Genomic DNA, 18,785 nt, shown 5'->3' with positions numbered 1-18,785 from the left:
TGAGACAGGCACCATTGTTATTAGTTCCATTAATTACGGTTCACTACACTAGTAGATATTTATTACTGACCGTCATTTCCGCCCTGAACACCAAGGTGACCGCCTGTTCCAAGCCCACCTTTGACCTCTTGTGCTTTGTAAGAACGCACGGCTTTCACCAGATTATTGTAGGAGTCGGTGAATGCGGCAACGATCACTTTGCCTTCTGCCGTCTTGGAATAGCCTCCGCCTACCCCGCCAAGCGCACTGCCGAACAAGCCGCCCAGGAATCCAAAGTCCACATTGCGCGAACTACCCTCAGCTGCAGCTAGCTGAACGCCAGAACGGTTATCCACCAAGGTCAACATGGTACTGGATTCTTTTGCAGACATACTGCCGCCCAGTAGAGCACCAACCGACCCAAAGAGGCCGCCAATAGCAGCACCCGCACCTCCGGCATTATTGTTGCTGAAAGTGATGGAAGGGCTCATTGAGTAGTCAGCCGCTACCATTTGTCCCTTTTTGAAATTCGAGCTCTTGCGTAATTCTCCCGACTGCTCCAATGCACGCTCTCCCATCATATTTGCCATCGCACGCCCTCGCTCTACAACTACAAAACAGTTGGACTGTTGAACAAGCATCTTAAGGACGGGAGTAGTAGATCCCAGTTTCATTTGCCCAGTTAAAATGCCATACCATGGGGAGTTGGTGTCCTCGACGACTGCCAAGGTACCCAAAGATTCTGTACAATGTTCAAGACTGCTGTTGGCATTCTGTGTTGTTGAGCCACCCGCAGAACCTGTGGCAGTCGTTTTCGCTTTCTGAGATCCCATTTCCATGTTGGCACAACCCGCCAAGAAAACAGAAACAACCGCTACCGTGGCTGTACGGCATAAATTGAAAGAAACAGTCTTCATAATTTACCTCCCCTTAATTATTTATATTATCGAACTCGGATGCAGCTAACCAGACTTTCAAACTAAAAATTATACTACAGCTTCACAGCATACGACGTACCTTGGAATTGTAGCAACTCCGGCGAAAGTCAGCCCCTTTCCCATGTCGTGCCGGGGGAAGCTGGAAAGCCTTCTCATGCCATGCGATCCGGAAAATATCATGGTAATGGCGACGACGAGGCCGCGTAGTGTGCTCTCTCTCCAGAACACTATCCAGTGTATGCAATCCAGAGTCAGGACGCCCCTCCTACAGGGAAATTACTCCGTTAGCGAGTATTCTCAAATATCAAGGCCCGACTTGATGCTGGAACAAGGTGAAATGCTGATCAGGCATGATGTGATTCTCTTTCTGCATCCTTTTCTGCAAGGAATTGGTCTTTATTGCCGACGATAATCATGATTAGCACGCCTGAATAAACGAAAGTAGAAAGCATGATCACCCCAATCACCATCGCCTTGAACATTTCAAGATGTTCAAATGATGTCGGAATCATGGTGAGCATCACAATGGAAAGTCCACCCTTGATCCCGGCAAATGTGAGCACGCCCCACCAGCGAAAATTGATATTGACCATCTTGTTGGTTTTGTTGGCGATCAAGGCAAACAGCGACATCATCACGCCGCGAATAAGCGTGGTAGCCAGAAACATCACTAGAATCTCCACTTTGTATTTCCATAGCAGATTGAGATCGATCATTTCCGCCATGGCTATAAATAAAATCGTATTTGCCACTATTGCCAGTAACTGAACATCTTCCTTGGTACGCAGGTGCCGATCACGCTCCTCAACGGTAGCCTTGATTTGGTGAAATACATTTCCTAGAACGCCTGATGAAGCATTGCGATTCTGACCTTCAAGTTTAAGCTCAGCCTCAACACGGTCGAGCTGGTTATTGTCCTCAGTAATAGCTTGAGTCATCAAATGATTAACCGTAATAGTGGCAAAAATACAGGACAAAATCCCCGATAGATGCATATGAGAGTGTGCGCCTAGAAAATTTAGCAGAACAAAAAAATGCTCAGACAATTCGAAGGCGCCATACCCTGTGATGATCAATACCATCATTTCGGCGATGCGGTTCTTCGTTGTTTTCATGACAGACAGGCCCACAAAGCCGACCATCATTCCGACCGCTACCGATCCAAGAATCACTTCACTGCTGACCTCAGCCACATAGAGAGCGGTGATCTCCCCCCCGCCTAAAGCGAACAAACCAACAAAGACAAACACGATCAGCGCAGTCGCATCGTTAAGCAGGCTCTCACCTTCCGCGAGGATTTTTAAACGGTGGGGCAATTCAAATTTAGAGAAAATGCTGACTACGGAAACTGGATCGGTTGCCAGTACCATGGCAAACAGCACAATGACCGCCGCACTGGAGAGGGCGTAATCAGCAAATAGCCAGCTGGAAATAGACAGTGCTGTCACCACCGACAAGGATACCGATACCACAGCCAAATAGAGTAGGCTTAAGCCATGTTCCTTAAGATCGGCCACCTTGATTTCCAGTGAATCTGAAATCAGCAGGATTGGTAACAGAAAAATTACCAGCATAGCAAAATGCTCGGCATCACCCGTTAATACGGGTGCTTGTTGAAAACCATAATGGACTACAAATGAGAGGGCGATTAAACCCAGCGGTGATGGGATCCTGAGCTTTTCTTCTAGTTGTAAAGCCAGGAATAAAATTCCCGCGATCATCAATAAAGTTGCAATCATTTGGCTTATCTTTCCTCAGCATTGTACATTCAGCCGATATATTTGCATCACCCGAACGGTGGCACAATTGAAGCTAAAATGATGCAAGCACTTGCTTCAGATCGTGCCAAGCTTTCACGTTAAAATTTGAGTTATCCACCAAATTTAACGTTAATACCCGTGAAGAATAGGATATCGTTTTTCTTGAGTGGGGCTGATACAAAACCGTCATAACGATCTTGCAACGTCAAACTCAAGCTCAATGTTTTATTCAAGGCCACCAGCAGACTAGCGTTAAATGTGGCGCGGTTTCCGTTGTTGTTTACACTACTGTTGATCACCAAGCGTTGCGAGAAGGTGGTGATTTCACTAAGTTTGTGGGTCGATTCCTCACCTAACAGTAACTCTGATGAATTCAGGCTGGTTTTTAACTCGTTATTGATAAATATGCCCGAACCGCTGTATTTGTCGGACTTATAACTAGCTCCGCCAAAAATGTCGAATTGATGATCATCCGTCTTTATTAGATGGTAACCCAGACCACCGCTGACCACACTGCGCAAGGCCAAGAGTTTAATTTGGTCATGGTTTAAATTAAGCCCGCCAAAACCGAATACATGCGACGAAATATTGTGATCATAGCGAGTGCTGGCAGCCCACTGATTGGCTGACGTAGTGGTAATTCCATTGCTCTCAGAACGACTGCCAAGAAGCTGACTAAATAATGTCAACTTGTCATCCGATGTAACGCGCGCCGCATCAGCTGTAAGATTAATGCTGCTGCTGCGAGTATTGCCGGAAGAAATTGACAAGGCTGCCCCACCACTTCCTCGCCATTTACCATCTGGTTTAGCATCTTCTGCCTGCGCGGTTCCGCAAGTTACCAGTGTGCTCAGAAATAGTAATGATGTACAAACTCTCATAAGTTGTCTCCGTTTTTTTAGATTAAGCGATACATTCATAAAGTATGTCCTAAGGGCTTATCACGTCGCGTGACCAACTGGAATTCTGGAACATTGCCTTGTTTATCCTGCCCAGCGAAAAGCGTCAAATCCAGATGAGGATAGGGAACCTGAATGCCCCGCGCATCGAACGCGTTTTTCATTAGCCGCAAAAACTCGCGTCGGACTCCCCATTGTTCCAGCGGCGCTGTTTTGAAACGACAGCGCAGGATGATCGCCGAATCCGCCCATTTATCCACCCCTGCGATTTCGATGTCATCGAGTATTTTTGCGCTGAACACGTCCGAAGCACGCAATTGCCCAGAGACCTCCCGCATGATTTCGTAGACTTCATCGATGCTTTCGTTGTAAGCGATGCTCAGATCGATCACAGCATTAGCATAACCGCGCGATTTATTGGTAACGGTAGTAATCAGCCCGTTCGGAATGAAGTGGACGTTCCCTTCATAGTCGCGCAGGCGGACATGGCGCAGGGTGACGTCTTCCACCAAGCCGCCCTTGTCGCATATTTCGACCACATCGCCCTTGTGGATCTGGTCCTCCAGCAATAAGAAAAAGCCGTTGAAATAATCCTTGATCAGGCTTTGCGCACCAAAGCCGACTGCAAGTCCTACCACCCCGGCAGCACCGAGGATAGGCGCGATGGAAATACCCAGCTCGCTTAACGTCAGCATGCCCGCGACCAGAGAGATCACCACGGTGGATGTGTAGCGAAACACGCTCGAAAGCGTTTCAATGCGGCGCGTTTCTTCGGCTGAGTCGGCGCGCGAGTTCATGTAAGTACGGAACGCGCGGATCAACTTGCGGCTTATTGCCATTAGAAACCACGCCAGCATCAAGATAACAATGACGCGCAACAATTCTTTGGGAAGATGCAGGTATGTTGATAAAGTATCACTATTCATGGCGTGCTCTCCGATTGTTAAAAGTAAAATTCCTATCGCATACGTGCTGTCGTAAGTGTCTGTATAAAATACGGGAAAGAAAAATTTAATCTGAACGGAAATTTTTTCTTTGTTCTCTGGCAGCCTGTCTGACTTGAAGTATCTAAGCAAAGATTTAGCTGGGTGAGGACAGATTTTGCCGGTTATGCCAAACACTAGTCATTACTATTGACCAAAAAACGGGGGGATCTGCATCAGCTAGGCGGATTGCCAGCCGATCCCCTTTAAGTCGGACAGGTCGCTAGGTTTTAGATAGGCTGGATTCCGTGACGAGCATAACCGACAAATGTACGTGATTCGTCATCAGCACACAAGCGTGAACGGTGAGGGAATGTCTGTCAACTGCCTCTTACAGACAACGTAGATAAATCTGGTAGTCGGCATCCGCCGCAAAAATGAGATCGCAGATATTACCGCGTTGAATAAGTGCAAGGGTTTGTCGGGAAGATATAAGCGGGGAAGGCGAGCCATGGGGTAGCTAGATTATGTGGGGAACATATCAGGTGTATGGGGCTCTAAAAATTGAATTTGTTCCCATTTACTTGCATTGATCGTGAAGTAGTCGAGACGTTCTTTCTTGAATTTTTCAATTGAAACCATTGATCGCCTAAATCGCCCGAAAACGGGGCGGCAAAGCAGCAACAAGCGGGACTTTGGCAGAACAAATTTCGGTGTGGTGTGTGTGACCGTCTCGGCTAAAGTATCTCGCTTAGGGCTTGTTGTATCTTGTCTATTGGAAGAGCAGGGTGGCTTTAACAGGTAATTGCGGCAAGGCCTTACGATTTAAGTGCAACATAAAGTATCAACCCAAATATTAACTCTAAAAAATCAGACCCAAATGAAAATCTATGCTACTAGCGAACTGAAGTTCAAACTTGATCCGAAGGAACTAAAGCTTTTATTCAAAATAAATCCATATCTTCATGCTGCTTCCGTACTATTCAATTGGCTGATAATCCTTGCCGTTACCTATCTTTGCATCCTGTTTCCCTCTCCTTGGTTGTATATTCTAACCTTGATCATCATTGGCGCCAGGATGCATGCCTTAACCGTTTTAATGCACGATGCTGCCCACTTTCGTTTTTTAAAAAACAGAATATGGAATGACCTCATCGTTAATCTATATTTGATGTACCCGATTTTTACTTCAATTGAAAAATATCGTAGAAATCATTTAGCCCATCATCAGAAATTAAATACCGATGAAGACCCCGACTGGGCGGCAAAGCAAGGTAAACGATCATTTACCTTTCCGAAGAGCAAAACGGAATTCGTGCTGAGGCTAGCCTCCTACCTGGTTCTGTATCAGGGCATCATGGATGTAGCATGGTTACTGAAACGGCTTGAAGGAAATGACGAAAAAAATTCTGGTAAATCAGAGTCACGCTCACTAAAAATAGTTTTTTATGTTCTGTTATTTGGTGCCATAACCTTTTTAGGAGTATGGCAGTACTACCTGTTATTTTGGATTGTGCCCTTCTTGTCGACCTTCTTTATGTTTCAATATATCAGAAGCGTAGCCGAGCACTTTGGTGGTTTGACTTACGACAACGTGCTCACCTCTACTCGGACAGTAAAAGCCTCATTCATTGAACATTTTTTTATTGCTCCTCATAATGTGGGCTACCATTTGGAACACCATCTTTATCCGGGGGTACCTTTCTACAATCTTCCGAAGCTGCATAACTTATTAATGGCGCAAACCGATTACAGCGCAAAGGCACATATTACAAAAGGATATACCTTGGGATTGCTGGAGGAGTTGAGCAAGTAAGCATTCTAAGGGGAGGGCTTCTTTCCATAGGCGTCATTAACGCTGTGTTGAATTCCTTGCTTACGACTGCTGATTGCACCAACTTCTGTTAGGTACACTCAGATTGGCTTCGCGTTGCACCAATTTCAGTGCCGACGTTGGCCTGGAGGCAGAATCCAAGTCACTGCTGCGGGATGATTATCGGATTCGCTTGCTAATCTTGTTCAGTGCAAATACTCACTAAAGTTCAAAATGTGAAGTCGAGCTAACATCGTGATATAGTTTGCACCCAAAAAAACCATACCGATTTACATAGGTGTCGCATCACATCAATCAACATACAAATCAAGGGGAAAACATAGTGGCAGTTAAAACTCGACTTCATCGCAGCGAATTGGCCGTTCCAGGCAGCAATCTACGTATGCTTGAAAAAGCGCCAACGGCAGGTGCTGATGTGGTCTTTCTGGACTTGGAAGACGCTGTTGCTCCTGATGATAAAGAGCAGGCGCGCAAAAATGTCATAGCGGCACTAAACGATATGGACTGGTCTGCATGTTCTGTTTCGGTGCGAATCAACGGGCTCGATACACATTGGTGTTACCGCGATATCGTAGATGTGATGGAAGCCGCCGGAGATAAGCTCGATACCATTCTGATTCCAAAGGTTAATCGGCCGGACGATGTTTATTTTGTCGCAACTCTGATGGAACAAATCGAGGCGGCAAAGAAATTCAAGCCAGTCAATATCCATGTGCTTATTGAGACAGCGCTCGGCATGGCCAATATCGAACAAATCGCTCAAGCCTGTCCGAGCCGTATGGAGGCAATGGTTTTTGGTGTGGCCGACTATGCTGCTTCTACTCAGGCACGTACGACCAATATGGGTGGTGCCAATCCTAATTGCTCCATACTGACCGACCCCGATGAAGCTGGAAAGCGGGTGCGTCATTGGGGTGATCAATGGCATTACGCGATCTCAAGATTGGTAGTCGCTTGCCGTGCTTATGGTTTGAGACCGATTGATGGACCATTTGGAGACTTTAACGATCCGGAAGGATTTATGGCGGTTGCGGGCGGTGTGGCCGCACTAGGGGTTGAAGGAAAATGGGCCATCCATCCGTCACAAATTGCGTTAGCCAACGAAATGTTCACCCCCAGCGAAGCAGAGGTTAGCCGTGCCAGAAGCATTCTGGAAAACATGGAACAGGCCGCGCGCGAAGGCAAGGGGGCGGTTTCGCTTAATGGACGCCTTATCGATGCGGCATCTATCAGGCAGGCGCAGGTTTTGGTTGCCAAGGCAGATCAGATACAGGCGTCCAAGCCTGGAGTTAAGTGAGTAAGGTGCTATGAATATTCATGAATATCAAACTAAAGATTTGCTTAAACACTATGGCGTTCCTGTACCACCGGGGCGCGTCGTCCACACTGACGCACAAGCGGCCACTGTTGCGGAAGAAATAGGGGGGGCGCGTTGGGTTGTCAAGGCGCAGATACATTCCGGGGGCCGTGGCAAAGCAGGTGGTGTCCGAGTAGGCAGCAGCATTGACGAAGTAAGAGTAATTGCCAATGAAATAATTGGCAGCGTTTTGGTTACACATCAAACCGGAGCTGAAGGCAGGCTTGTCCGTCGTGTCCTGGTTGAACAAGCTAGCAATATTGTGCGCGAGTACTACATTGGGCTGGTCATTGATCGTGCTACGCGACGAATCACTTTGGTTGCCTCCGCTGAAGGGGGGGTCGAGATAGAGGTGGTTGCGCAGCAAACACCGGAACGAATCATCAGGGAAATCATTGATCCGGCGGTGGGATTGCTCGATTTTCAATGCCGTAAGGTTGCCTATAAAGTCGGTCTGAAAGGCACTTTGTTGCCGCAAGCAGTAAAGGTCATGAAGGGTCTTTATCGTTGCATGCGAGACAATGATGCCATCATGGCTGAAATTAATCCGCTGGCAATTGTAGACAGTGGTCAACTGTTGGCACTGGACGCAAAAATGTCTTTTGATGACAATGCATTGTACCGCAGACCGACAGTTTCCGAACTCCGAGATTTTGACGAGGAAGATCCAAAGGAGGTGGAGGCTACCGGACATGGCCTGAATTACATTGCACTGGACGGTGATGTTGGTTGTATCGTCAATGGTGCTGGCTTGGCTATGGCAACCATGGATGCCATTACTCTGCATGGCGGAAGACCGGCTAATTTCCTGGATGTGGGAGGCGGAGCCACACCGGAAAAAGTTGCCAATGCTTTTCACATCGTGTTGCAGGACCCTGCCGTTAAACTTATCCTCATCAATATTTTTGCCGGGATCAACCGTTGTGACTGGATCGCCACAGGAATTATTCAAGCCATGCGTGACCAGAATATAAAAATGCCTATCATCGTCCGGCTGGCGGGTACGAATGTTGAAGAAGGAAGGGCTATACTCAACGCCTCCCAATTCCCATTTATTATCGCCAGTGATCTTAATGATGCTGCCGCAATAGCGGTTACTGAAGTAAACAATATTGTAAAAAAAGTGGCACCGCTAGAAAAGGAACCTTCATGAGTGTGTTTTTAAACAAAGATTCGCGTGTAATCTTTCAGGGGTTTACCGGACAGCATGCCACCTTTCACGCCGAAGAAGCAATGAAAATTGGTACTAATGTGACCGGAGGTGTGACGCCAGGCAAGGGCGGAACGCAACACTTGGGTTTGCCTGTATTTGATACCGTTGAGGAAGCAGTGCGGGAAACAGGCGCAGACGTTTCCGGTATTTTTGCTCCTCCTCCCTTCGCTGCCGATGCGATCATGGAAGCGATTGATGCGGGAATTAAAACGATTGTTGTCATCGCGGATGGCATACCTGTTCAGGATATGGTGCGTGTGGAGCGCTACCGGCTGGGCACCAACTCAATTATCATCGGCCCGAATACACCCGGCATTATTACGCCAGGCGTGGGCAAGGTTGGCATCATGCCTTCTCATATCTACAGCCCGGGAAGAGTCGGAATTGTTTCGCGCTCTGGCACGCTGAACTATGAGGCTGTCGCCCAGATGAGTGATCTCGGCCTTGGCCAATCATCATCGATCGGTATCGGAGGTGATCCAGTCAATGGGACTGACTTCGCGACTGTATTAAAGGCATTTGAAGATGATCCAGACACCGATGCTGTACTCATGATTGGTGAAATCGGAGGTCCGCAGGAAGTCGATGCGGCCCGCTGGGCAAAGAAAAACATGCGCAAACCGCTAATCTGCTATGTTGCAGGCTTATCGGCTCCTCCTGGGCGGCGCATGGGGCATGCCGGCGCGATTATCAGCAGCGAATCCGATACCGCGACTGCTAAAATTGACACGATAGAAGCACTGGGGATGTTCGTTGTACGTAATCCGGCTGACATAGGCGCTACGGTATTACGCGCTATAAAATAGTAATCAAAGAACCTCTGAAAATTCCGTTGTTCCCACCTCTCGACGAGATGAAGTCAGGCTTATGTTCGGACAGGTGGGAATCCAATGGATTGAATCCAATCCATTTTTGAATGGCTGGATTTCGGCACAAGCATCACTTTGCTAGTCGATAATTTATCTTCATAAAAACAGACAATGTTTTCTGCATTGTTTACTCGTCTCCGCCTTGTTCCACTATCGAATTGAAATTGGAATAAAATAGCGACTTTCACAAATCACGCCGGTTTTGTCACATGCTCACATTTCAGCAAATCATCCTGACGCTACAGCAATTCTGGGACAAGCAGGGTTGCGCTCTGTTGCAACCCTACGATATCGAAATGGGCGCAGGCACTTTTCACACCGCCACCTTTTTGCGTGCGATCGGCCCGGAGCCTTGGCGCGCAGCTTATGTGCAGCCTTCACGTCGACCCAAAGACGGACGTTACGGTGAAAACCCGAACCGATTACAGCATTATTACCAGTATCAAGTTGTGCTCAAACCTTCGCCCGACAACATCCAGGAACTCTATCTGGACAGTCTGCGCGCGCTGGGCATTAATACCAGTGAGCACGACATTCGCTTTGTGGAAGATGATTGGGAATCCCCCACCCTGGGCGCGTGGGGCTTGGGCTGGGAAGTTTGGCTGGATGGCATGGAGGTCACGCAGTTCACTTATTTCCAGGAAGTTGGCTCGCTACCCTGCCGCCCGGTACTGGGCGAAATCACTTACGGGCTGGAGCGTCTGGCGATGTATTTGCAGGACGTGGAAAACGTATATGACCTGGTGTGGGCCAAAAATGGTGACAACATCGTGACGTATGGCGATGTGTACCACCAGAACGAGGTAGAACAATCCAAATACAACTTCGAACATGCTAACGTCGAGATGCTGTTCCGGCACTTCGAAGAATATGAAGCAGAGGCCAAGCGCCTGATCGCTGTCGAACTGGTATTGCCCGGTTACGAGATGGTGATGAAGTGCTCGCATTGTTTCAACATGCTGGATGCGCGCGGTGCTATTTCAGTGACCGAACGCGCGGCTTATATAGGCCGCGTGCGAACCTTGTCCAGGCTGGTGGCTCAGGCATACTACGACTCGCGCGAGTCACTTGGCTTTCCGATGTGCAAGACTGGGGAGACCAAGCAATGAAACAGACTTTATTGATTGAGCTGCTTACCGAAGAGCTGCCGCCCAAGGCGCTGGAGCGTCTTTCCACAGTTTTCGCCAACGAGGTATTTACAGAGCTGCATGAGCAGAAACTGGCGAATGAAGATAGCATTTGCACGCCGTTCGCTACGCCGCGTCGGTTGGCCATGACCATTACAAACGTAGAATCGCAGCAGGCTGATCGTGTGATAGAACGCAAAGGCCCCGCAGTAGCTGCCGGGTTGGATGCCGAAGGTCAACCCAGCAAAGCGCTGGAAGGTTTTATGCGCGGTGCGGGCGTAACGTTTGATGAATTGCTGCGTAACAATGACGGCAAAACAGAATATTTCGTCGCACGGTTAGAGAAAAAAGGCCAGCACCTGGATGACTATTTGGCTGACGTCATAACTCAAGCTTTAAAGAAACTGCCCGTCCCCAAATTGATGCGCTGGGGCGATTCCGATCACCAGTTTGTGCGTCCCGTACATGCTTTGATTATGCTGCATGGGGATCGCATCGTGCCCGGCGAAGTATTAGGAATACAGAGTGGCCGGTTAACGAGCGGACATCGCTTCCTGCACACAGGTGAGATACAGGTTGCATCCGCAGATAGCTATGAAGAGACCATGACTAACTGCAAGGTTATCGCCTCTATTGAAAAGCGCCGCACTCGAATTGATGAACAACTCAAAGCCAAAGCGCATGCACTCAATGCGCGCATTAATCCTTCCGATGGCCTGCTGGATGAAGTCACGGCGCTGGTGGAATGGCCGGCAATTTATATTGGCGAGTTTGAAGAGGAATACCTTGAGGTGCCGCAGGAGTGCCTGATACTGACCATGCAGCAGAACCAGAAATATTTTCCATTATTGGACAGCGACGGCAAGCTGCTCAATAAGTTTCTGCTTGTTTCCAACATGCAGGTGGATAATCCAAAACATATTATTGATGGCAACCAACGCGTGGTCCGTCCGCGTCTGGCCGATGCGCGTTTCTTCTTTAACCAGGATCGCAAACAGACGCTGGAATCACGCGTCGCCCGGCTGGGCAACGTGGTCTATCACAACAAGCTCGGCACACAATTGCAGCGCGTCGAGCGTATCACTACCCTGGCCGGTGCCATCGCGCACCAGCTTAATGCTGAGAAATCTGTCGCTGAACTGGCGGCACGTCTAGCCAAGGCCGATTTGACCACCGACATGGTCGGCGAATTTCCGGAACTGCAAGGCATTATGGGACGCTATTATGCGCTGCATGATGGCGAAACTCAGGTAGTGGCAGGTGCGATCGCGGCGCACTACCACCCGCGTTTTGCCGGTGACACGCTGCCGCAGGGCGCGGTGGCTTGTGCGGTGGCTCTGGCTGACAAACTGGATACACTGGTTGGCATTTATGGTATCGGCCTGATCCCCACTGGCGACAAGGATCCATTTGGCTTACGCCGCCACGCGCTGGGTGTGTTGCGCATTCTAATCGAGACCCCGCTGGCGTTGCCGCTAGATATACTATTGCAATTGAGCAAAGATAGTTTCACCGCTGAAAAAATGAGCGACAGAGTCGTGGGCGATGTGCATGCTTTCATGCTCGAGCGACTGCGCGGTTACTTGCGCGAGCGCGATTTCTCTCCCGATGAAATTGAAGCCGTTGTGTGTCAAAACCCGACGCGTATCGATCTCGTGATTCCACGCCTGGAAGCAGTGTGCGCCTTCCGCAAACTGCCGGAAGCGACGGCACTGGCGGCCGCCAACAAGCGTATTCAGAATATTCTGAAGAAAACTATCAAGGTAGAAGCCGTAATACAGGCTGAACTATTGCAGGAAAATGCGGAGCGTAGCCTGTATGAAGCAGTACAACGCCTCACACCGCTGGTGGAAGCCGGAATGCAAAAACAGGATTACACCGCTGTTCTCACTTCGCTGGCCTCGGTGCGCTCAGTAGTAGATGAGTTTTTCGACAAGGTGATGGTCATGGCCGAAGATCCTGCTGTGCGGAATACTCGTCTGGCCTTGCTTAAGCGACTGGGTGATCTGATGAATCAGGTCGCTGATATCTCCAGGCTAGCAGCTTAAAATGGGGAGGTGCCAATGAAGCTCATCATCCTTGACCGCGACGGCGTAATTAATTACGGCTCTCCGCAGTTTATCAAGCACCCGAATGAATGGAAGCCTCTGCCCGGCAGTCTCGAGGCGATTGCTCGCTTGGTGCAAGCGGACTATCGTGTGGTTGTGGTGACCAATCAATCAGGTATAGGGCGCGGTCTGTTCAATATGCTCACACTGAATGCCATTCACGATAAGATGCACAAAATGGTGGTGCAAGCAGCAGGGCGAATTGATGCAATCTTTTATTGTCCACACGCGGAGAAAGTCGACTGCGCTTGCCGCAAACCTAAAACTGGCATGCTGGAAGCAATTGCTACACGCTATAACGTGAGCCTGGAAGGAGTGCCTATGGTAGGTGATGCGTTACGCGATCTGAAATCTGCCGCCAAGATGAACGCGCAGCCGATACTGGTACTTACCGGCAAGGGAACAAAGACCCAGGCCAAAGGCGGCTTGCCACAAGGCACGCTGATTTATCGTGATCTGGCAGAAGTCGCTTCCGCTCTAATTTAATGACATCTCTAAAAAGTCTGCACTTTATATTTCTGCCCGTTCGGGAACGACGATATTTTTAGGGTTTCCCTGATATGGTATTCATACGCTCGCTGATTTTTCTGCTGCTGCAAATCGTCATTACGCCGCTGTTTACGCTAATTGCGATATTCACCTTTCCATTTCATCCCATTACACGCTATCGCATCATCTCCGGCTGGGCGCTTATCATGCTATGGCTGTTGCGTGTGGTATGCGGCATCCGCATGGCAGTGCGCGGCGCCGACAACATCCCCGATAAACCTTGCCTTGTGCTGTGCAAGCATCAATCTGCATGGGAAACCATCGCGCTACAAAAGGTATTTCCGCCACAAGTATGGGTAATCAAACGCGAACTGCTGTGGCTTCCTTTTTTCGGTTGGGGTCTGGCGATGACCAGCCCCGTTGCCATTAAACGCAGCGAAGGGCGCGAAGCAATCAAGCAGTTGCTGCGCCAGGGTAAAGAACGCCTGGCACTTGGCTTCTGCGTGGTTATTTTCCCCGAAGGCACACGCATACCTTTTGGTCAGCGCGGCAAATACAAGATCGGCGGAGCACTTCTGGGTGCATCCAGCGGCGTGCCTATCGTGCCTGTGGCACACAATGCCGGCAAACTGTGGGGGCGCGAATCCTTCTTCAAATATCCGGGCGTTATCACCATGAGCATAGGCACACCCATTGATCCCGCCGGTCTCAAAGCCGAAGAAATCAATCAACGCGTGGAAGAATGGATCGAAACCGAAGTCACGCGGCTGCCCTGATGCTTGAAAAGTTACGCCGATTTATTACTCCGCTGGCCGTCGAACAACGCACAGTCGATCTGGTTGGCACCCGGATTGCTTATACCCTCAAACGGTCTAGTCGACGCCGTAGCATCGGCCTGCGCATCGACAATCATGGACTGACGGTCAGCATGCCACTGCGTGCCTCGGAAAAATGGCTGCACGATGTATTGCAGGACAAAGCGCATTGGGTGGTAACAAAACTTGAGAACTGGCAAGCGAAGCAGCCTATCTCGTCACAATGGCGGGATGGCCAACCCATCACTTTCATCGGTGAGGCTTTAACTCTGCGTGTGGCCGTCGGCTTGTTTGCTGCGCCACCACAACTGCATAGTGCGCAATTGACCGTACATGTCACAGATGATGCCAATGAAGCATTGATAGAACAGACTGTTAAACAGTGGTATCAACACGAGGCAAAAAAACTTTTCAAAGAACGCGTGGCACACTATGCCCCCCTGATGAACGTAACGCCGCGCATGCTGAAGCTTTCCTCCGCACGCACGCAATGGGGCAGCTGCACCACCCAGGGCGATGTGCGCCTCAACTGGCAACTCATTAAAATGCCGCTGCATTTGATTGATTACGTCGTAGTACATGAACTCGCCCATCTTATCGAGATGAACCACTCTGCTGCATTTTGGCAGGTGGTTGCACTTGCCTGCCCCGATTATGCCAAGCGACGCCGTGAGTTAAAACAGTGGCAGATTTCGCCGTCTTAGCAGGTTGAAAACTAGTGGGTCGTTCCAGCAAAACCATTCCCGTTCGCGGTCAGCTAAACGCAGGATGCTTATCGGCGCGTCCGCACCAGCGCGCTAGACAAGCCGCCGTCAAAGATGTACAGTAACGCGTACATATTTGGAGGCTTGTTATGGATGCGATTACCTATACCACCGTTCGTGCAAATCTCGCGAGTGCCATGGACCGTGTTTGCGACGATCACGAACCCTTGATCATTACCCGCAATGGAGAGCAATCCGTCGTGATGCTTTCGCTCGAAGACTACAAGTCGCTGGAGGAAACCGCCTATCTCTCGTGCACCCCCGCCAATGCCAGGCGCCTTCTCGCTACCATCGCGCAACTAAATGATGGTAAAGGCGTTGAACGGAAGTTGGTGAAGTGAGGCTAATCATCGCTGATGAAGCATGGGAAGACTATCTATATCGGCAGAAACAAGCAAAGCGCATGGTCGAGCGAATCAACAAGCTGTTACTTGAGACACAGCGCGAGCCCTTCGCGGGAGTCGGCAAACCTGAACAATTGAAGCATGCCCTTTCAGGGTTCTGGTCACGCCGAATTACGGATGAGCATCGCATGGTGTATCGCATAGAGGATGATGCATTGATGATCGCTCAGTTGCGTTTCCACTACTGAGACGCCCAATCGGGATAGGAAGAAGCTTCAAGAACAAGGGTTAAATGCAGGTTAAATCGAGTCTGACCTTGAGGTCTCTCGTTGGAAGAATTGACAGCAACCCATCATGTTGGCATCATGTCCAACATGAAAGCAACCCTGATTGCACGAACACGAATCGTCTATTCAACTCAAGCTTTCGCTGAGTTGATTCTTTGGCGAGTTCCCAAGCCTGTATCAGGCTCAGACCACGAGTTCAAGTACCGGCTTGCCTACGTTGTTAACACGATTTGCGTGGTGCGTTATGACAACGAGGTTGGAAAGGGTGATCACCGGCATTTCGGCGCGAAAGAAAGTAGCTACAAATTCAGCACGACAGAGCGCTTGATGGCCGATTTTCAAAAAGATATTGCGAGGTGGAACGATGAAAACAGTAATTCTTGAGATTCGCTCGCCCGAGGAATCAATGGCGAATTTTGTTCAATCCTGGAAGGCTGGAAAACCAGAACGGGTTGCACGAATCGCGTTTGCAACGCCAGAGCTGCTGTGGCAAGTTCTCACAACCAAGCGCTGGGAACTGCTAAAGATTTTGTGTGGCGCAGGACCAATCTCCATTCGAGAAGCCGCTCGCCGTGTTGGCCGCGACGTAAAGGCTGTCCACTCCGACATTACCGCCCTGCTAAGTGCGGGCATTCTTGATCGCACCGAAAGCGGCGGCATCATCTTTCCATTTGAGGCGGTCAAGGTTGAATTTTTGCTGGAGGCAGCTTAGCGTAAAATGGGGTCATAAAATGGGGTCAGATTCGATTTATTCTTTAAGTTAAATCGAATCTGACCCCATTTCAGTTTTTGTGACCCCATTTCAGTTTTTGTGACCCCATTTCAGTTTTTGCTGGCCTACAATTTGATTCGCCTGGTCATAGCGCAGTCGGCGTTGGTGGCCGATGTACTGCCACGGGCGCTAAGCTTCAAACACACCCTCCAGCTTTGGTTGGCTTGGAGCGGGATGTCAGCGCGAGAGGATGACGAGGATAACCTCAAAAAATTACTGGCGCTGGTGGCCGAGCAGTCTGTCGGCAACCGCCCCGGACGAATCGAGCCAAGGGCAATTAAACGACGCCCCAAACCATATCCGCTACTGACAAAAACAAGGGATTTGGCAAGGGAGCAAGTGATGAAATATGGGCATCCGAAAAAGCTTAAGTAAGTGCCATTCGGGTCAGATTCGATTTATTCTTTTAGTTAAATCGAATCTGACCCCATTTCAGTTCGACCCCATTTCAGTTCGACCCCATTTCAGTTCGACCCCATTTCAGTTCGGGTTCTGGTCACGCCGAATTACGGATGAGCATCGCATGGTGTATCGCATAGAGGGTGATGCATTGATGATCGCTCAGTTGCGTTTCCACTACTGAGACGATCAATCGGGATAGAAAGAAGCTTCAAGAATAAATGGGTTAAATGGCATGGTTAAATGCATTTAACCGGTTTCGGGAAATGCCTCAAGGTTTTGCAAGAAGTTATCAACGCCATGGTCCCGACAGGAAAAATACTTTGCAAGAAGCATTTTCGAGTCCGTCTTTGCAATCCGCTGCTTCATCTTCTTGACACGCTCAGCCCATGGTCCATCCAATAAGACGTAGTCGCAGCAATTGACTGGCATAACGGCATGCATTAAGTCGATAATGTCATTGTCGGAAATTGAGGCTGCGGAGTCTAGAAGAAAGCCTCGTATCAACTCTGCAAGGATGACAATAGTACGCGGACGATCATCGTTCGGTTGAACAGATCGTGCCTTGACAAGGTACTCGGGGTCTTTCCGAACGGCTTCGATTTCACTCTTGATCAGACAAACAACTTCGCTAGTTACCTCGGCGATTCTAGCCCGGTTCTCATGCGCAAGCATGATAAAGCCTCGCATTGTGAAGCCAAGGGGTGCATCTTGCTCACGTTCAGCGAAGAATTTGAGCTGCGGAAGATCTGCGGATGGCCAGAAGCGCTTCGTATTGTTTGGCTCGGAGCGCTCCTGTTCAAGCACCTTATGCAACGCAAAGTCCGTCAGGAAAATATTCGGCAACAGCCGTTCGATGAAGTTCTCAGCATCAGCAGCATGGCGAGCATCATCGATGGAAGCAAACTCACCGAAAGAAATATTCGAGAGCAATAAAGTTCCGCCTTTTGATCGCAGCGCTTTCACCAAGCGATCTTGGAGTATTGGGTCGTCTGAGAACATTCGAATCGCCCAGTGATCAAGGTAAACCGTTGGCGAAATGAAAGATTGCCTGACGTGCGTTCCAGAGGGCGAACGAAAAAAAGTGATTGGCATGCCTATGAGCTCTAACGAGGTGAGTTAAATTTCTCTGCTTCAAATTGAGGGGCAGCCCACCTCTGGGCTGTTCCTCTCGAATGAAGGGTGGGGGAATTTAGTGAATAAGCAGGTCATACTCTTTGCCTGAATTATCTTGACAATATCCAATACCAGAGCCATTGCTGTAGTTAAAGTCACAACGTAGAGAGTTGTTGCCAGAGGTGGCCAGCACCCTGCCGCTACCTGAACCTGGTACATATGTTGATGAATACCCATTGCCATAAGCTGTTGCACTTCTGTAGCCGCCATAAGCTGTAGCGGTGGTAGAGCTTGTAGTGCTGATGATTTTCATACCGTCATAGACGTATGTACCTTTGAATGTTTGTCCATTGAGGTTGATGGTGATTTGCTTGCCCATTTCTTGAGCGTTCCCAACACCGTTACCGCTGTTGTCTCTTGAAATAAGTTCTAGTTGATGAGCGCAACCGTTTAGAAAAACAATTACTACTAATGCTGAAATAATTTTTTTCATAAAGCTCCCTTTTGATTGCCTAACGAATAGCGTTTATCTGCCGCCCTCCCCAAACTTGTTAAACCAGCGGTCTTATTGGCGGTGGATAAACCTCGTTGGACTGAACCATAGGAGAACGGAACCTATGGGGATTGTAAGGTTTTGAAGTGTGGCGTCAACCTAATGTCGTAAACGATCCAGCGGAGGGGTCAGTTCTCTTAAGAAAAAATTTTAACATATTGATTTATTTTGTTTTAATTCTGCGCTTGCATTTAAGACCAGTTTCATTCCCATTTTTTCAGCTTTTTGAGCTAGATGAT

The 18,785-nt window shown here is 49.0% G+C and carries 20 protein-coding genes and 1 pseudogene; 15 read left to right on the top strand and 6 right to left on the bottom strand.

Annotated elements, in window-relative coordinates; translation table 11 throughout:
* Positions 1-62: 62 nt before the first annotated feature.
* The 4 genes from MJ769_RS08180 to MJ769_RS08165 form a co-directional block, all read right to left on the bottom strand.
* The gene (locus MJ769_RS08180) at positions 63-896 is read right to left on the bottom strand and encodes a CsgG/HfaB family protein (protein WP_239236148.1); all 834 of its coding nucleotides are present in this window, start codon (positions 894-896) and stop codon (positions 63-65) included.
* A 365-nt stretch (positions 897-1,261) separates the two neighbouring features.
* On the bottom strand, positions 1,262-2,656 hold the full coding sequence (locus MJ769_RS08175) for a cation:proton antiporter domain-containing protein (RefSeq protein WP_239236146.1): 1,395 nt from the start codon (positions 2,654-2,656) through the stop codon (positions 1,262-1,264).
* Positions 2,657-2,787: 131 nt separating this feature from the next.
* The gene (locus MJ769_RS08170) at positions 2,788-3,558 is read right to left on the bottom strand and encodes a DUF481 domain-containing protein (RefSeq protein WP_239236145.1); all 771 of its coding nucleotides are present in this window, start codon (positions 3,556-3,558) and stop codon (positions 2,788-2,790) included.
* A gap of 35 nt (positions 3,559-3,593) precedes the next feature.
* Entirely contained in the window at positions 3,594-4,502 is a 909-nt protein-coding gene (locus MJ769_RS08165) for a mechanosensitive ion channel family protein (RefSeq protein ID WP_239236143.1), read from the bottom strand.
* A gap of 877 nt (positions 4,503-5,379) precedes the next feature.
* On the opposite strand from MJ769_RS08165, the gene MJ769_RS08160 reads away from it, so the two are divergent.
* From MJ769_RS08160 to MJ769_RS14500, 15 genes and pseudogenes are all read left to right on the top strand, one after another.
* The gene (locus MJ769_RS08160) at positions 5,380-6,315 is read left to right on the top strand and encodes a fatty acid desaturase family protein (protein ID WP_239236142.1); all 936 of its coding nucleotides are present in this window, start codon (positions 5,380-5,382) and stop codon (positions 6,313-6,315) included.
* A gap of 340 nt (positions 6,316-6,655) precedes the next feature.
* Entirely contained in the window at positions 6,656-7,630 is a 975-nt protein-coding gene (locus MJ769_RS08155; protein WP_239236140.1) for an HpcH/HpaI aldolase/citrate lyase family protein, read from the top strand.
* Between the two features lie 10 nt (positions 7,631-7,640).
* Positions 7,641-8,843 (top strand): ADP-forming succinate--CoA ligase subunit beta, encoded by a 1,203-nt coding sequence (gene sucC / locus MJ769_RS08150; protein ID WP_239236139.1) that lies wholly within the window; start codon positions 7,641-7,643, stop codon positions 8,841-8,843.
* Complete coding sequence (sucD, locus tag MJ769_RS08145; RefSeq protein WP_239236137.1) at positions 8,840-9,709, top strand: succinate--CoA ligase subunit alpha; 870 nt, start codon at positions 8,840-8,842, stop codon at positions 9,707-9,709. The genes sucC and sucD overlap by 4 nt, the downstream gene beginning before the upstream one ends.
* Before the next feature lie 272 nt (positions 9,710-9,981).
* Positions 9,982-10,881, top strand: a complete 900-nt coding sequence (glyQ, locus tag MJ769_RS08140; protein WP_239236136.1) for a glycine--tRNA ligase subunit alpha — start codon at positions 9,982-9,984, stop codon at positions 10,879-10,881.
* A complete protein-coding gene (gene glyS / locus MJ769_RS08135) occupies positions 10,878-12,947 on the top strand; it encodes a glycine--tRNA ligase subunit beta (protein ID WP_239236134.1) in 2,070 nt (689 codons plus the stop codon). The genes glyQ and glyS overlap by 4 nt, the downstream gene beginning before the upstream one ends.
* A gap of 15 nt (positions 12,948-12,962) precedes the next feature.
* On the top strand, positions 12,963-13,493 hold the full coding sequence (gmhB, locus tag MJ769_RS08130; protein WP_239236132.1) for a D-glycero-beta-D-manno-heptose 1,7-bisphosphate 7-phosphatase: 531 nt from the start codon (positions 12,963-12,965) through the stop codon (positions 13,491-13,493).
* A gap of 74 nt (positions 13,494-13,567) precedes the next feature.
* Complete coding sequence (locus tag MJ769_RS08125) at positions 13,568-14,272, top strand: lysophospholipid acyltransferase family protein (RefSeq protein WP_239236131.1); 705 nt, start codon at positions 13,568-13,570, stop codon at positions 14,270-14,272.
* Positions 14,239-15,015 (top strand): M48 family metallopeptidase, encoded by a 777-nt coding sequence (locus tag MJ769_RS08120; RefSeq protein WP_239236129.1) that lies wholly within the window; start codon positions 14,239-14,241, stop codon positions 15,013-15,015. Before MJ769_RS08125 ends, MJ769_RS08120 begins: the two co-directional genes overlap by 34 nt.
* Positions 15,016-15,164: 149 nt before the next feature.
* Positions 15,165-15,416 (top strand): type II toxin-antitoxin system Phd/YefM family antitoxin, encoded by a 252-nt coding sequence (locus MJ769_RS08115; protein WP_239236128.1) that lies wholly within the window; start codon positions 15,165-15,167, stop codon positions 15,414-15,416.
* Positions 15,413-15,667, top strand: a complete 255-nt coding sequence (locus MJ769_RS08110) for a Txe/YoeB family addiction module toxin (RefSeq protein WP_239236126.1) — start codon at positions 15,413-15,415, stop codon at positions 15,665-15,667. Before MJ769_RS08115 ends, MJ769_RS08110 begins: the two co-directional genes overlap by 4 nt.
* An 81-nt stretch (positions 15,668-15,748) precedes the next feature.
* The gene (locus tag MJ769_RS08105; protein ID WP_239236118.1) at positions 15,749-16,090 is read left to right on the top strand and encodes a toxin-antitoxin system TumE family protein; all 342 of its coding nucleotides are present in this window, start codon (positions 15,749-15,751) and stop codon (positions 16,088-16,090) included.
* Positions 16,071-16,418 (top strand): HVO_A0114 family putative DNA-binding protein, encoded by a 348-nt coding sequence (locus MJ769_RS08100; protein ID WP_239236116.1) that lies wholly within the window; start codon positions 16,071-16,073, stop codon positions 16,416-16,418. The genes MJ769_RS08105 and MJ769_RS08100 overlap by 20 nt, the downstream gene beginning before the upstream one ends.
* Before the next feature lie 117 nt (positions 16,419-16,535).
* Positions 16,536-16,853 (top strand): annotated as a pseudogene (locus MJ769_RS08095) (IS4-like element ISCARN115 family transposase); the annotation flags it as partial.
* Positions 16,828-17,061: a type II toxin-antitoxin system YoeB family toxin gene (locus tag MJ769_RS14500; protein ID WP_305854697.1), complete on the top strand. Its 234-nt coding sequence runs from the start codon at positions 16,828-16,830 to the stop codon at positions 17,059-17,061. The pseudogene MJ769_RS08095 and the gene MJ769_RS14500, both read left to right, overlap by 26 nt.
* A 65-nt stretch (positions 17,062-17,126) precedes the next feature.
* On the opposite strand, the gene MJ769_RS08085 is transcribed toward MJ769_RS14500, so the two are convergent.
* Positions 17,127-17,879, bottom strand: a complete 753-nt coding sequence (locus tag MJ769_RS08085; RefSeq protein ID WP_239236115.1) for a hypothetical protein — start codon at positions 17,877-17,879, stop codon at positions 17,127-17,129.
* 190 nt (positions 17,880-18,069) lie between these two features.
* Positions 18,070-18,486, bottom strand: coding sequence for a hypothetical protein (locus tag MJ769_RS08080; protein WP_239236113.1), 417 nt, complete (start codon positions 18,484-18,486; stop codon positions 18,070-18,072).
* Between the last annotated feature and the right edge of the window lie 299 nt (positions 18,487-18,785).

The organism is Candidatus Nitrotoga sp. BS, from assembly GCF_927797785.1.
Classification (GTDB): Bacteria; Pseudomonadota; Gammaproteobacteria; order Burkholderiales; family Gallionellaceae; genus Nitrotoga.
This window is presented reverse-complemented; position numbering and strand designations above follow the sequence as displayed.